Raw genomic sequence first — 14898 nt, forward strand, 5'->3', positions numbered from 1 at the left:
TGCTCATCCGGGACCCCCGCCATGGCCGACACCACCGATCAAGCCTTCTACGACCGTGCAGACGCACACATCGAACTGTCGAACGAACAACTCAAAACCTGTGAAAACCTCGGCGAGGTCAGTGCCTCGATGATGTTCGGCACCACGCGCTTCAACGCTTGGGCCAGTGCACGCAACTTCAAGTCCGGCGCCGAAATGGCCGAGGCGCGGGAAGCGATGCTGAAGTATTTCTGTGACCAGTACCGGATGATGCTTGAGGACAATCTGGATGATCACATCAATAATTTCAGTCAGTACATGTTGGTCAAATAGCTCGTCGGCACCGATTCCACTTGCTCTTGTACGTTGAGTTGTCCTTTCTTCAGCAGCCGATGGATATCCATGGCTGTTTCAGATGCCCTTGCACGCCAGGTCAGGCAGGTCAGTGCCCAGAGCCCTCCAGGGTAAGCCAGCCTACCTGGAAAGCCGGGTTACCGTTCCACTCTGCACACTGAGTGCTTTTGCCCCATTTTCGCGCATGCCACAGCGCCGTCACCTCGCCAAGCCGCCTATTTCGCGACCCGCCACCAACGGCCCGTATCTTGCTAGTACCTTCCCAATCAATGACATGGCATTTTGCTTCTAGTCATATCCAGGTTGTTTGGGGGAGTGGGTCGGCCATGCACAGTCTTTTATCACCGGGTATCCGCCTGCTTGGCCGTTTCGGTTTTGCGCGCAAGTTCCAGATCCTGTTTTTCCTGTTCATGCTGCCTCTGGCCGGAAGCCTGTGGCTGATCGGCCAGGACTATCGCGACAAATTAGCGGTGATTTCCAGCGAGCAGTCCGGCGTGCGCCAACTGCTGGCCCTGGACACCCTGGATGGGCAGTTGACCGCACAACGCAACCTGGCTGCCCGCTGGAAAGCGCTGGATATTCTGCACACCCCAACCCCCGCCGCGCAGGCCGCGATGGACAACGTCGATGCCGGCAACCCGGCCATTGTGCAAAGCCTGCAAGCCTTGGGCGAGGCGCTCAAGACCCACAACGCCAGCGCCGACACCCTGGCCCGTTTTGAGGCGTTGCAGGCGACGGTCAAGGGCATGGACACCCAATCGCTGCACACCGTGGGCTGGTGGCCGGACGGCTATGACCGTTTCACCGCCGCCCTGACTGCGATGCAAACCTTGCGCGAGCAGATCACCCTGGACGCCGGCCTGATCCTCGACCCGTGGCTGGAAACCTACTTGCTGATGCAGATTTCCACCCAGCACACGCCGGACCTGATCGAACGTATCGGCCGCACCGCGAGCGTCGGCCAGTCCTCGATTGCCTCCGGGCAATTCACCTTGCAAAGCCGCTTGCAGATGCGCGACCTGCGCGGCCGAATCGGCGATGCACGTGACCAGTTGGTCAAGGCCGCCGCGTCACTCAAAGCCAAGCAATATGCCGGGATGGAACCGTGGACGGCGCAATACGACACCAGCCTGCAATTGCTCGATAACGAACTCAAAGGCCTGGACGACGGCGTGTTTGGCGGCACCATCAAGCTCGACACCGCAGGCTTTGATCGCAGTGTCGACAGCATCCTCGGCGCGTTGGGCGCACTGCGCAGCCAGTCGCTGCACTCGCTGGATGAACGTTTGAGTTATTACCGTGACCGCTCGCTCAGGGAGTTCATTCCGGTGGTGGCCACGTTCAGCCTGCTGGCGTTGGCGGCGTTGTACCTGTTTATTTGCCTGCAGGCTTCGATTCGTCGCAGTGCCAGTGGCATCACCACGCTCGCCGAGTCCCTGCGTGACGGCAACCTGTGCGTCGAAGTGGCGGTGGAAGGTCGCGATGAACTGGCGGCAATCAGCACCGCGCTCAACGTCGCCGTGGTGCAGCTGCGCACCAGCCTGCTGGGCGTCAACCACGAGACCCAGCAACTGGGCTCGGCAGTGCTCACCCTCAACGCGCAATCGGGCAGCACCCTGACCGAAGTCGAAGACCAGCAACACCAGATCAGCCAGATCGCCGCCGCCGCCACGCAACTGGCGGCCACCTCGATGGGCGTCGCCAAAAGCTGCGAACAGGCTTCCGGCAGCGCTCAGCAAACCCGGCGTATCGCCGAAGACAGCAGCCGTGACAGCCAGCGCACCACGGCGAGTATCCAGCAACTCAACCAGCGCCTGACCGACACGGCCAATGCCCTGGAGCAAGTCAGCCAGCAGGGCCAGCAGATTCAGTCGGTGGTCGACACCATTCGCGGCATTGCCGAACAGACCAACCTGCTCGCACTCAACGCCGCCATCGAAGCCGCCCGCGCAGGCGAGCAGGGCCGCGGGTTCGCCGTGGTAGCGGATGAGGTGCGCAGCCTGTCGCAACGCACCCAGGCTTCGACGGCGCAGATCGCCGGCACGGTGGACAGCCTGCGCGCGACGGTGAGCCAGGCGGTCACGCTGATGGGCGCCGCGTGTGACCAGGCGCTGACTGACGCCGAGTCCGTCACCGGCCTGGGCACACGCCTGGGCGAAATTGCCGGCGCGGTGCAAAACGTCACCGACACCCTGGCGCAGATTGCGGCGGCGGTGGAAGAACAGGCGACGACGGCGGATGAAGTCAGCGGCAATATCCAGCAGGTCGATCAGGCCGCAGGGCGCTTGCTCGACGGCGCGCGCGCGGTGAACCAGGCGGCCGACACCTTGAGCAAAGGCAGCCGCGCCCTGAGTGAAAACACCGCGCGCTTTCGCCTGGACTGACCATCCCCCCTGTGGCGAGCGGGCTTGCCCCGCGTTGGGCCGCGAAGCGGCCCCAAACCCAGACAACGAGGACTATCAGAAAAACCCCATCGCTCTAATTGAGCCTGCTGCGCCCCCTCAACGCGGTGCGCTCTGAATGAAAGCACCGCGCGTTAGATGAACCTTCAGCGCCAACAGGGCTCACTTATCAAGACGCCCTGTCCCGTTGCCGAAAGGAATCTGCATGCCTTCAACCCCCCCATCACCCGACCTGACCGCCCCCGTGGAACGCGAACTCAGCCTGCGCGCGGTGATTACCGGGGTCGTGCTGGGCATCCTGCTCACGCCCTCGAATGTGTATGCGGGACTCAAGATCGGCTGGTCGTTCAACATGTCGATCATCGCCTTGCTGGTTGGCTACGCCATCTGGCAGGGCCTGGCCAGGCGCAGCCCCGGGCAAATGCCGTGGACACTGCACGAAAGCAACATCAACCAGACCGTTGCCTCGGCCGCCGCCTCGATTATCTCCGGCGGGCTGGTGGCGCCGATCCCGGCCTACACCTTGTTGACCGGCCACACGCTGGACGCCTTGCCGATGATCGCCTGGGTGTTCTCGGTGAGCTTTCTCGGGATCTGGATCGCCTGGTACCTGCGGCCCTCGCTGCTCAATGACAACGCGCTAAAATTCCCCGAGGGCATGGCCACCCTGGAAACCCTGCTGCACATCTACAACCACGGCCGTGAAGCCGCCACGCGCTTGAAGGTGCTGCTCGGCGCCGCGTTGCTGTCCGGGCTGGTCAAGTGGGTGGATACGTTTATGTGGGCCTTGCCGCGCTGGTCGCCCAGCGCGGCGTTGGAGCGCCTGACGTTTACCGCCGACCCTTCGCTGCTGTTGCTGGGCTTTGGCGGCATCATCGGTATTCGCGTGGGCCTGACCCTGCTGCTTGGCGCCTTGCTCGCCTGGGGCGGGCTGGGGCCGTGGCTGTTGGCGCAAGGCCTGGTCAGCCTGCCGGCAGGCAGCAGCGGCCCCCAATTTGCCGCGTTGGTGGAATGGTTGCTGTGGCCCGGCGTGAGCCTGATGGTGTGTTCGACGCTGGCCTCGCTGGCGATCCGTCTGTGGGCCTTGCACACGTCCACCAAAGCCGGCGGCGGCACGCCATGGGCGGTGCCCAAGGTTGGGCCTGCCGCCGGTTTTGCGCTGGCGATTGTGCTGGTGGTGAGCCTGCAGGCGCTGTTGTTCGGCATCAACCTGTGGATGGCCTTGCTGACCATTCCCCTGGCGATTTGCCTGGCCGCCGTGGCGGCGCGCGTGGTGGGTGCCACCGGCATTCCGCCGATTGGCGCCATCGGGCAATTGTCCCAGCTGAGCTTCGGCATCGTTGCGCCGGGGCAAGTGCCGATCAACTTGATGAGTGCCAACACCGCCGGCGGCTCGGCCGGGCAATGCACGGACTTGATGAACGATTTCAAGGTTGGCAAGGCGATTGGCGCCACGCCGCGCAAGCAAGTGATCGCGCAGATTCTGGGGATTTTTGTGGGCAGCATCGTTGGCGTATTTGCCTACCTGGCGTTGATCCCCGACCCGCAAAGCATGCTGCTCACCGAAGAGTGGCCGGCGCCTGCGGTCGCCACCTGGAAGGCCGTGGCGCAAACCCTGACCCATGGCCTGGATTCATTGTCGGTGAGCATTCGTTGGGCGATTGGCCTGGCGGGTGCGGTCGGCGTGTTGCTGGGCGTTCTCGACAGCACGTTGTCGGCCCGACGCGCCCGGTATCTGCCCAGCGCCGCGGCCTTGGGCCTGGCCTTCGTGCTGCCGGCTTCGGTGTCGCTGATGATGGCCCTCGGCGCGGTGCTGACGTGGTTGGCGAGCTGCCGCTGGCCGAGTCTCACCGAACGTTTTGCGATTACCGCTGCGGCCGGATTGATCGCCGGGGAGAGCATCACCGGGGTCGGCGCGTCGTTGTGGGCGATGGTTGCGAATTAATCCATGGCACTCCACCGCGACAGCGTAGTCTCTTACCTGGATACCCACTCTCGTTCAGCGGAGCCCTTATGATCACTGTCCACCACCTCAACAACTCGCGTTCGCAACGCATTCTGTGGCTGCTCGAAGAACTCGGCCTGCCTTACCAGATCAAGCGCTACCAGCGCGACCCGAAAACCAACCTTGCTCCGCCCGAACTCAAGGCAATCAACCCGTTGGGCAAATCCCCGGTGATCGAAGACGGCGACCTTGTGCTGATCGAGTCTGCCGCGATCATCGACTACCTGATCCGCCGTCATGGCCAAGGCCGTCTGCAGCCCGATCCGGCCACGGCCACCTACGACAAATACGTGCAATGGCTGCACTTCGCCGAAGGCTCGGCAATGCTGCCGCTGATGCTCAACCTCTACGTCGGCCGCCTGGGTGAAGCGGGCGCACCGTTGCATCCGCGCATCGAGTCGGAGTTGGCCAACTACCTGGGCTACCTGAACGACGTGCTGGCGGATACGCCATACCTGGTGGGTGATGAACTGAGCGGCGCGGATATCCAGATGAGCTTCATCGGCGAAATCGCCAAGGCCCAAGGCAAGCTGCAGGCCTACCCGAACCTGGCCGCGTGGGTGCAACGCTTCCAGGCGCGCCCGGCCTACCGCAAGGCAGTGGAGCAGGGCGGCGAGTACGCCTTCGCCAAATAAAAGCGCAGGCGTTACCCCTGTGACGAACGGGCCTGGTGTGGCAAACGGGCCTGGTGTGGCAAACGGGCTTGGTGTGACGAGCGGGCCCGGTGTGGCAAACGGGCCTGATGTGAAGAGTGGGCTTGATGTGGCGAGCGGGCTTGCCCCGCGTTGGGCTGCGAAGCAGCCCCAAACCAGCCGCCGAGTACCGCCTGACACACCGCGTTCTGCTCCATTGGGGCCGCTGCGCAGCCCAACGCGGGGCAAGCCCGCTCGCCACACCAGGCCCGCTTGCCACAAGAAGCCCGTTCGCCGCAAGAGGCCCGCGCTTCACAACGCCTTAGCCCCTACAGCCCACCGAGAGCGGCTTCTCAGCTGTTCGCAAACCGCTTCAACGAAAACGACGACAAATCCAGGTCACTCGACCCCCGCATACACCACTGCGCAAACGCCTCGCCCAACGCCGCCGAGTGCTTGAAGCCATGCCCCGAACACGGCGACACCACCAGTGTGTGCTGCAGCGATGGGTGCTCGTCGATGATGAAATGGTGGTCCGGCGTCACCGTGTAGGCACACACCGCTGACTTCACCACCTCGGCCGTCACCCCGGCGATACGGCCCTGCACCTGCTGCTCATACATCTCGCGCGCTTGCGCCGCCGAGACCGTGCGGTCCAGCGTCTCAGGCGTGGCAGCGGTGTGATACTGCGCCGTGGCAAGTTTCAGGCTGCCCTCGCCGGGCAATGCGGGGAAGCCGTAGTGGGTTTGATCCTGGCCATGCGTGAGGATATACGTGGGCGATTTGCCGACCAACTCGGCACCCGGTTCAAGCGCGAACCAGAACAGTTGCTGACGGTAAACGCTGAGCAACCGATCAAACGGCGCCCCGAGCAAACCGCCCGCCCAATTGCCCGCGCTCACCACCAGTTTGTCGGCCTGCAACGTGCGTTTGTCGGTGGTCACCGTCACGCCGTGCGCGTCCGAGCTGATCTGGGTGACGGTCTCGCCCTTGTACAGCGTGGCGCCGTGCTGCTCGGCCAGCTTGAGCTGCACATCGATACACCGCTCCGGGCGCACAAAACCGCCGCCGGGTTCGTAGTAGCCGATGGCGCTGTCCGCGACCTGGGAAAATTGCGCGAAGCGCTGGCGAATCTGCGTCGCATCCAGCAACTCGTGTTCGATGCCATAGGTTTGCGCCAGGCCAATGGTGCGCAGGGTGAAGTCGGTTTCATCGCTGGGGTCGAAGTCATCGCGGGAGGTCAGCACCAACAGCCCCGACTGCTCGAACAACGCCTCCCCGGACAACGCCTCCAGCTCACGCCAGATACGGTGCGAGTTGCGCACAATGGGCACGTACTGCGCGCCTTCACCCACCGACAGCCGCGTGATACGCGTATCGCCGTGGCTTGAGCCGAACGAGTGGGGCGGGTGATGGCGATCGATACCGGCAACGTTTACACCGGCTTTGGCCAGTTGGTACACCGTGGCGGCACCCATGGCGCCGAGGCCGATGACCAGCGATTCATAGCGTTCCAAGGTTGATACTCGCGTCTGAGGGCAGGGCAGTAGTTGAGGCCAAGACGGCAGAAAAAACAATGGGCAACAGGCACGGGCGCCTCGCCTTGCGGCGTTGGACCACGCGTTCTGCATATGCCAATTACAAAGCCCTTTGCAATTTTTTATTCTTTCCTAACCTATACCGCCTTCATGCAAAGTCCGCCTTTCCAGCGATGGATCTCCATCGTTCCTCGACAGCAAGGCTGAATGGCCGTTATCCGCACGGAGCATGCAATGGGTGTTAATCAGAACCTGCATTTCGGTCTGATTGGTCAGATGTTCAAGAGCGATTACAACTGGCTGTGTGCGCGCGTTGGCCGGGCGATGGGATGCCCGCACGGGGCGCAGGATATTGCCTCGGAAACCTTTTTGCGGGTGCTGGCGTTGCCGGACCCGGCGGCCATTCGAGAACCACGCGCATTGTTGACCACCATTGCGCGGCGCCTGATGTATGAGGGCTGGCGCCGCCAGGACCTGGAACGGGCGTATCTGGAAGCACTGGCCCTGGCGCCGGAGTTGGTGCATCCGTCGCCTGAAGAGCGCTTGTTGCTGATCGAGACATTGCTTGAAGTCGACCGCTTGCTCAACGGCTTGTCGGCCAAGGCCAAGGCAGCGTTTTTGTATCACCAACTGGATGGGCTGACCTATGCGCAAATTGCCGAACGGCTGCAGGTGTCGGTGAGCCGGGTGCAGCAGTACATGGCCGATGCGTTCAAGCGTTGCTACCTGGCGATGGCGCAGCCATGAGCACCAACCCGCCCGATGAGGCGATGATCGATGAGGCGGCGCAATGGATGGCGTTGCTGCAATCGGGGCATGCCAGTGCCCAGGAGCACCACGCGTTCCGCCGTTGGCGCGAGGGCGACCCACGGCGGGCCGAGGTCTTCAATATGATGGGCAGTGGCATGTCGGCGCTGGGCAACGACGACCTGCGGCGCATGCCGCGCGAGAGCCTGTTGCACACCTTGAATGCGCCCTCGGGCCGTCGCCGCTTTTTGCGCAATACCCTGGCGTTGGTGGGCTTCGTTTCCTGCGCGAGCCTGGTCACGCGGCTGTCCGACACCTGGCTGCCGTCCGACGGCCTGCGCACCGGCACGGGCGAGCGCTTGAACCTGACGTTGGAAGACGGCAGCGCGTTGAGCCTGGACGCGCGCAGCAAGGTGATCACGCATTTCGACGCTCGGCAACGGCTGCTGGCGTTGCTCGACGGCAAGCTGTTGGTGGACGTGGTCAAGGACCCGCTGCGCCCGTTTATTGTCGAGACCGAGCAGGGCCGCATGCGCGCTTTGGGCACGCGTTTTCAGGTGCAGCAGGGCGACGGCCAGACACAAATCACGATGCTGCATTCCCAAGTGGAAATCACCACGCGCAGCGGCGCCGTGCAGGTGATCAACGCCGGCCAGAAAGCCACGTTCAACGCGCAGGGCCTGTTGAAACTCGAAGCCGCCAGCGGTGGCGAGGCCGCGTGGACGCAGGGCCTGCTGGAAGTGCGTGACCGCTCACTGGGTGAAGTGGTGGACGCATTGCGCGACTACCGGCGCGGCATTATCCGCATCAGCCCCGAGGCAGCCAGCCTGCGCTTGAGCGGGATTTTTCCGCTGGACGACAGCCAGCGTGCCCTGCAATTGCTGGCTCAGTCGTTGCCGGTGCAGGTCGACTACCACAGCCCGTACTGGGTCAGTATCGAGCGCCGATAAATCATTGCACGGCGCCCTATAAAAATCCCATGGCAGTTGCACAACCCAGTGCAGGCAGAGGTTTATCTGCCCGCGTACAGCCGTTTTCGCCGTTATAAACCCATGCCTTTTTAGCCTAACGCCCGTCTATAAAAACCGCTGATTGGTTGTTCAACCCATCAACTGCATAACACTGATGGGGACGCTCAACCATGCACTTCAAACACCTTAATCGCTCATCGCTGGCGGCGCTGTCTTTGGCCCTTGGCGTGACCCTGGCCGGGCATGGCGCCCTGGCGTTCGGCCAGTCGCCGTCGCCGGCAGCGGCCACGCACGCCCAGACCTATGACTTCGATATCGCCAGCGGTCCCCTCGACCAGGCGTTGCTGAACCTGTCGCGCAACAGCGGGCAGACCATCTCCTTCCAGCAAGACCTGGTGCAAGGCCTTACCAGTGCCGCGGTGCGGGGTCGCCTGACCACCGAGCAAGCGCTGCAACAGGCGCTGCGTGGTTCGGCCCTGGACGCGGTGCCAAGCGGCGACGGCGGCTGGGTGCTGCGCCGCGCGGCCAAGGCGCCTGCCGCCAGCATCAAGGCGGCACCTGCTGCGGCCGTCGCCCTCGCACCAGTGCCTGGCGATGTGGCCCTGGAAAAAGTCGTGGTCACCGGCTCGCGCATTGCCCGCGCCCAGGTCGAAGGGCCGTCGCCGGTCACGGTAATCAGCGGCGAAGAAATCACCAGCCGTGGCTACAAGAACGTCTACGACGCCATCGCTTCGCAAACCCAGAACACCGGCATGACCCAGGGCGAAGACTACGGCAACACCTTCCAGCCCGCCGCCAGCGCCCTCAACCTGCGAGGGTTGGGGCCCAACCACACACTGGTGCTGATCAACGGCCGGCGCGTGGCCGACTACCCCACGGCGTACGACGGCGCGGTCAACTTCACTAACCTGGCGAATATCCCGGCGGTGATGATCGAGCGCATCGAAATCCTCAGCAGCGGTGCGTCGGCCGTGTACGGCTCCGACGCCATTGCCGGGGTGGTGAACATCATCCTCAAGGACAAAATCAGCGGCGTAGACGTTAACCTGCGCGGCGGTTACGCCGAGCGCGGCGGCGGCGACAACCAGCGCCTGCAGATCAGCGGCGGCGACAGTTGGGGCGATTTCGACGGTGTGTTCGGCCTTGAACTGACCAACCGCCAGCCGATCTGGAGCAACCAGCGCGGCTTCATGACCGACGGCCCGGCGGTCAACGTCGGCTACCGGCGCAACCTCGACAGCGGCGCCTACCTGGGGCCCGGCTGCGCCGCCTATGGCGGTATCTACAACGGCAAGCTGGGCAACACCGGCAATCGCTGCACCACCAACCAGTACTACAACGATTACTCGACCCTCCAGGCCGAGAAGGAGAACTACGACGGCTACACCCGGGGCACCTGGCATTTCAGCGACAGCGGCAAAGTATTTGCCGACCTGATGTTTGGCTTTGATCACACCCAGAACAACACGCGCGGCCCGAGCTTTACCTCGCCGGACTTCATCAACCAGAACACCGGCAACCTGGAGCGCTGGTCGCGTAACTTCGCCAGTGAGGAAATCGGCGGCAAGACCTCCAACAACAGCAAATGGCGCGAGCTGTCCTGGACCGGCACCCTGGGCCTGGAAGACAAGTTCGCCAACAGCGACTGGGGTTACCAGATCGCCGCCAACCGCTCCGAGTACACCAGCGACCGCAACACCCGCTACACACCGTTGAGCGGCATCCGCGATTACTACCTGGGGCTGCAACTGGGCACCCAGGACGGCCACCCGGTATTTGCCCCGGACCCGTCGCGGCTCGACCAGCCCTTGACCGAAGCGCAGTGGCGGCAGTTTCGCGGCAACCTGGTGCAGAAGAGCAAGTCGGTGTCCCAAACCTTCAGCGCCAACATCAACGGTGACCTGTTCGACTTGCCGGCCGGGCCGGTGGGGTTTGCCGGCGTGACTGAAGTCGGGCGCCAGTCCTACAGCGTGCATGTCGATGACCAGCTCAATGACGGCACCTTCTACAACACCACGCCGGCGTCCAATTCCGGCGGCTCGCGCGACCGTTATGCTGCTGGCGGCGAGTTCAGCATTCCGCTCACCGACACGCTGCTGGCCTCGGCCGCCGGGCGTTGGGACCAGTACACATTCAGTGGCCGCTCTGAGCAACAGAAAACCTACAACCTGGGGCTCGAATGGCGGCCGATCACCAGCCTGCTGTTTCGCGGCAGCTACGGCACCAGCTTTCGCGCGCCGGACCTTAATTACCTCTATCAGGCCGACAGCAAAGGCTACAAACCGGACCAGATCGACTACTACGGTTGCAGCAAAGGCCTTGAAGGCGCCTGTGATCGCGGGCGCGTTGACTACACCCAGAGCGGCACGCCGAACCTTGAGTCGGAGCGCGGTAAATCCTGGACTTATGGGGTTGTCTGGTCGCCCTCGCATCAGTTCGATGTGTCCGCTGACTTCTGGCGCGTGCAGATCAAGGACCTGCTGACCACCGTTGACATCAACCGCCTGCTGCAACAGGAAGACCAGTGCCGTAATGGCCTGCTCGACGCCGCCACCTGCGCCGATGTGCTGGCGCGTGTGCAGCGTAATGCCGGCAACGCGGCGGTCGATCCGAATAAGTTGCAACAGGTGTATGTCAATGCCATCAACGCCGCCAGCGAACGCGCCAGCGGCCTGGACCTCAAGAGCAATATCCGCTGGGGCGCAGGCGAGTACGGCGCGTTCAGTTCGGTGATCGGCTACAGCCTGGTGCTGTCCCACTACCTCAAGGAATCGGATGAGGCGCAAACCCAGAACCTGCGCAGCAGCACCAACAACTACGACTGGCGCAGCAAGGTCAACGCCAGCTTGACCTGGGATTACCAGCGCTTTACCACCACCCTGACCGGCATCCGTTACGGCAGCGTGACCAATGGCGCCGGCGACGGGCGCCTGTCGCCCTGGGCCACCTTCAACGCCAGCGCGCGTTATCAGGTCAATGACCAGGCCAGTGTTGGCCTGACCGTCAACAACCTGCTCAACACCTACAAGCATGATGATTCCGCCTGGCCGTATTACCCGGTGGGCAACTACGACCCCTATGGTCGGCAAGTCTGGCTGGACGTGAGTTACCACTTCGGCAAGTGAGGTGTCGCTAACGCATAAGGACATGCGTTAACGGTCTAAACGGCGCTCTATAAAAAAACCGGCATCGACGCACAACCCTGCATACCCAGACAAAGGACAGGGAGCCCTCGACGCATGCTTACGCCAAACCCCACACGTTTTTTACTCAGCCTCGCCGCCACGCTGGTCGCCGGTAGCGCGGCGGCCAGCCCGTTGGACATTCCCGCCGGGTCGCTCGACAAAACGCTGCTGAGTATTTCCCAGCAAAGCGGCAAGCCGATCGCGTTCGAACAACGCCTGGTCAGTGGCCTGAATGCACCGGCGATCAAGGGTGACCTCAGCGTCGGTGAAGCCCTGCAAATCGCCCTGCAGGGCACCGACCTGCAAGACAGCGAAAGCGCCAGCGGCATTGTGCTGAGCGCCGCACCGCGCGAGGCAACTATTGCGCCGGTCACCGCCGGGGTAGAAAGCCCGTCGGTGATCCCGCAATTGCAGCGCATCGAAGTCACCGGCAGCGCGATCCGCCGGGTTGATGCGGAAACCGCCGTGCCGGTGACCATCCTGCGCACCGAAGAGCTGAAAAAACAGGGCGTCACCACCACCGAGCAATTGATCAGCCGTATTTCCGCCAACCAGTCCTCGGTAGGCTCCGGCCGCTCGATCGGTTCCAGCAGCGGGGGTGCGGCCTATGCCGACTTGCGTGGAATCGGCCCGAACAAAACCCTCGTGCTGCTCAACGGCAGGCGCCTGGCCAACAACGCCACCAGTGCAATCAACGGCTCGGGTGTAGACCTTAATACCATCCCGTTTGCCGCCATCGACCGCGTGGAAGTGCTGCGCGACGGCGCGTCGGCGTTGTATGGCACGGACGCCATCGGCGGGGTGATCAACTTCATCACCAAAAAAAGCGTGACCGACGGCCAACTGACCCTGGGCGGCAGCACGCCAACCCGCTCCGGTGGCGGTGAAACCAATAACTTCAGTGGCAGCTGGGGTTTTGGCGACCTGGAAGAAGACCGCTTCAACGTGTTCGGCGTGGTCAGCCACGACAAACAGCAAAGCCTCAAGGCCAAAGACCGCGACTACACCTACAACTACCAGCCGGGCCGCGGCCTGGATTATTCATCGGGCATCGCCTCACCGGCCAACTACAGCCAGGGCGCGAACGCGAGCAACCCGTTGGCGGCGTCCGGCTGTAATGCACCGGGGCTGATTTCCCGCAGCGGCATCTGCCGCCAATCGCTGTGGAGCTACCTGGACCTGGTGCCAGAAACCGAAAACACTTCGTTCTTCGGCAAAGCCAGCGGCAAGTTGGCGGACGAGCATACCGTCAGCCTCGAGTACTTCTGGGCACGCAACCTCAACCGTACCCAGATCGGCCCCGGCTTGCTGCAAGGGCTGCAAGTGCAACCGGGCACGCCGTTCTACCCAGGCAACGGCATCACACCGGGCCCGACCCAGTTTGCCCTCGACCCGACGCAGCCGGTCGATGTGAACTGGCGCGAAAGTGAAGTGGGCCCACGCAAGCATGAAGACGATAACGTCGGCCAGCGCCTGCTGCTGACCTTCGAAGGCACGCTGGCGGGCTGGGACTACAACGTCGGCGCGGCCTACAACCAGAACAAAGTCACCAACACGATCAAAAGCGGTTATGTGGACGACCGTGTGGTTGCCAGCGGCATCAACACCGGCGTGATCAACCCGTTCGGTCCGCAGACGGCGGCCGGCAGTGCGTTGCTCGGCGCCAGCGGGGTAGACGGCGACTACGGCTCTGCCGTCGGCCGTGTCAAAAGCATCGATGGCCGTATCAGCCGCGACATCGGCGACTGGTTCGGCGCAGGCCCGTCGGCCCTGGCGCTGGGCGGTGAATACCGCAAGGAAGACTTCCACCAGGACTTCGCCGACTTTGCCGCCAACGTGCAAAGCCTGGGCGTCGACCCGGCCGCGACGGTGGCGGGGGATCGCACAGTGTCGGCGCAATACGCCGAGGTCAACGTGCCGGTGATCGACAGCCTCGAGCTGTCGGCAGCGCTGCGTCACGACAAATACAGTGACTTTGGCAACACCACCAACCCCAAATACTCGTTCCGCTTCCAGCCGTTCCGCGAACTGGTGGTGCGTGGCGCCTACAGCGAAGGCTTCCGTGCGCCGTCCCTGTATGAACTCTACAACCCCAACTTCACCAGCTTTACCGTGGCCAACTACAACGACCCGCGCCTGTGCGCTGGCGGCTCGCCGAGCAACGGTGGCCTGGCTAACCGCGATTGTGCGCAGCAGTTTTTCAGCCGCAGTGGCGGTAACACCAGCCTGAGCCCCGAAACCGCGCGCAACGTGACCTTGGGCTTTGTCTATCAGCCGATCACCAACTTGTCGGTGGGCCTGGATTTCTGGTGGATCAAGATCGCCAATCAGATCGCCGAGTTCCCGGAGTCGGCGGTCTTCGAACAGCCTGACCTGTACTCGGACCGCATCGTGCGCAAGGCCGATGGCTCCATCGACCACATCGTCACCGGGCTCGCCAACCTGGGCAAGGTCAAGACCAACGGCGTCGACGTCAGCCTCGACTACCGCTTTCCCGAGTCCCGGCTGGGCCAGTTCGGCACCAACCTGCAAGGCACTTACGTGGATCGCTACGTGTACCAGCAGCAGCTCAAGGGCGATTACATCGACAAGGCCGGCGACTTTCGCGGCGGCGATTTTGCCTCGGCCGGCGCCGTCGCCCGCTGGCGTCACAGCCTGACCGGCACCTGGAACAAAGGCCCGCTCGGCGCCTCGCTGACCAACCGCTACACCAGTGGCTACAACGACTACAACCGCGCCTTCCACGACAAGGTCGGTGCCTGGAGCGTGTGGGACCTGGCCGGCACCTACACCTGGCGTGACACCGCGCAGGTCACGGTGGGCGTGCAGAACGTGTTTGACCGCGAACCACCGTTCAGCAACCAGACCTCGACCTTCCAGAGTGGCTACGACCCGCGTTACTCCGACCCGTTTGGCCGCACGTTGTATAGCCGGGTTTCCTACAACTTCTGAGGGTGAAGCACTGCCTCAGGAACAAAGCACGTCAACGGTGGGCGCTGGCTTGCCGGCGATAGCGGTGGATCAGTCGATGAAATACTGACTGACAGGGCCTCATCGCAGGCAAGCCAGCGCCCACATGTGATCT

9 protein-coding genes are annotated in these 14898 nt (G+C 63.1%); 8 read left to right on the forward strand and 1 reads right to left on the reverse strand.

Translation table 11 applies throughout. From position 1 onward, the window contains the following. The first annotated feature begins 21 nt into the window (after positions 1–21). The 4 genes from AC19YS_RS18345 to AC19YS_RS18360 all read left to right on the forward strand — a co-directional run bounded on the left by AC19YS_RS18345 (position 22) and on the right by AC19YS_RS18360 (position 5375). The gene (locus AC19YS_RS18345) at positions 22–312 is read left to right on the forward strand and encodes a DUF3144 domain-containing protein (protein WP_119742530.1); all 291 of its coding nucleotides are present in this window, start codon (positions 22–24) and stop codon (positions 310–312) included. 347 nt (positions 313–659) lie between these two features. Beyond that, a complete protein-coding gene (locus AC19YS_RS18350) occupies positions 660–2717 on the forward strand; it encodes a methyl-accepting chemotaxis protein (protein ID WP_500602341.1) in 2058 nt (685 codons plus the stop codon). 223 nt (positions 2718–2940) lie between these two features. Next, the gene (locus AC19YS_RS18355) at positions 2941–4680 is read left to right on the forward strand and encodes an OPT family oligopeptide transporter (protein WP_500602342.1); all 1740 of its coding nucleotides are present in this window, start codon (positions 2941–2943) and stop codon (positions 4678–4680) included. Between the two features lie 68 nt (positions 4681–4748). After that, on the forward strand, positions 4749–5375 hold the full coding sequence (locus tag AC19YS_RS18360) for a glutathione S-transferase family protein (protein WP_200624961.1): 627 nt from the start codon (positions 4749–4751) through the stop codon (positions 5373–5375). 350 nt (positions 5376–5725) lie between these two features. Here AC19YS_RS18360 and solA read toward each other — a convergent pair whose 3' ends face one another. Beyond that, positions 5726–6889 carry an N-methyl-L-tryptophan oxidase gene (gene solA / locus AC19YS_RS18365; RefSeq protein ID WP_500602343.1) on the reverse strand — a complete coding sequence of 388 codons (1164 nt, stop codon included), beginning with the start codon at positions 6887–6889 and terminating at the stop codon, positions 5726–5728. 255 nt (positions 6890–7144) lie between these two features. Here solA and AC19YS_RS18370 point away from each other — a divergent pair, with 255 nt between their 5' ends. The 4 genes from AC19YS_RS18370 (at position 7145) to AC19YS_RS18385 (ending at position 14765) form a co-directional block, all read left to right on the forward strand. Then, a complete protein-coding gene (locus tag AC19YS_RS18370; protein WP_500602344.1) occupies positions 7145–7657 on the forward strand; it encodes a sigma-70 family RNA polymerase sigma factor in 513 nt (170 codons plus the stop codon). After that, the gene (locus AC19YS_RS18375) at positions 7654–8607 is read left to right on the forward strand and encodes a FecR domain-containing protein (protein WP_500602345.1); all 954 of its coding nucleotides are present in this window, start codon (positions 7654–7656) and stop codon (positions 8605–8607) included. The genes AC19YS_RS18370 and AC19YS_RS18375 overlap by 4 nt, the downstream gene beginning before the upstream one ends. A gap of 191 nt (positions 8608–8798) precedes the next feature. Then, complete coding sequence (locus AC19YS_RS18380; protein WP_500602346.1) at positions 8799–11753, forward strand: TonB-dependent receptor; 2955 nt, start codon at positions 8799–8801, stop codon at positions 11751–11753. A gap of 114 nt (positions 11754–11867) precedes the next feature. After that, complete coding sequence (locus AC19YS_RS18385) at positions 11868–14765, forward strand: TonB-dependent receptor (RefSeq protein WP_500602347.1); 2898 nt, start codon at positions 11868–11870, stop codon at positions 14763–14765. Positions 14766–14898: the final 133 nt, after the last annotated feature.

This window comes from Pseudomonas sp. MF08831, assembly GCF_059862645.1.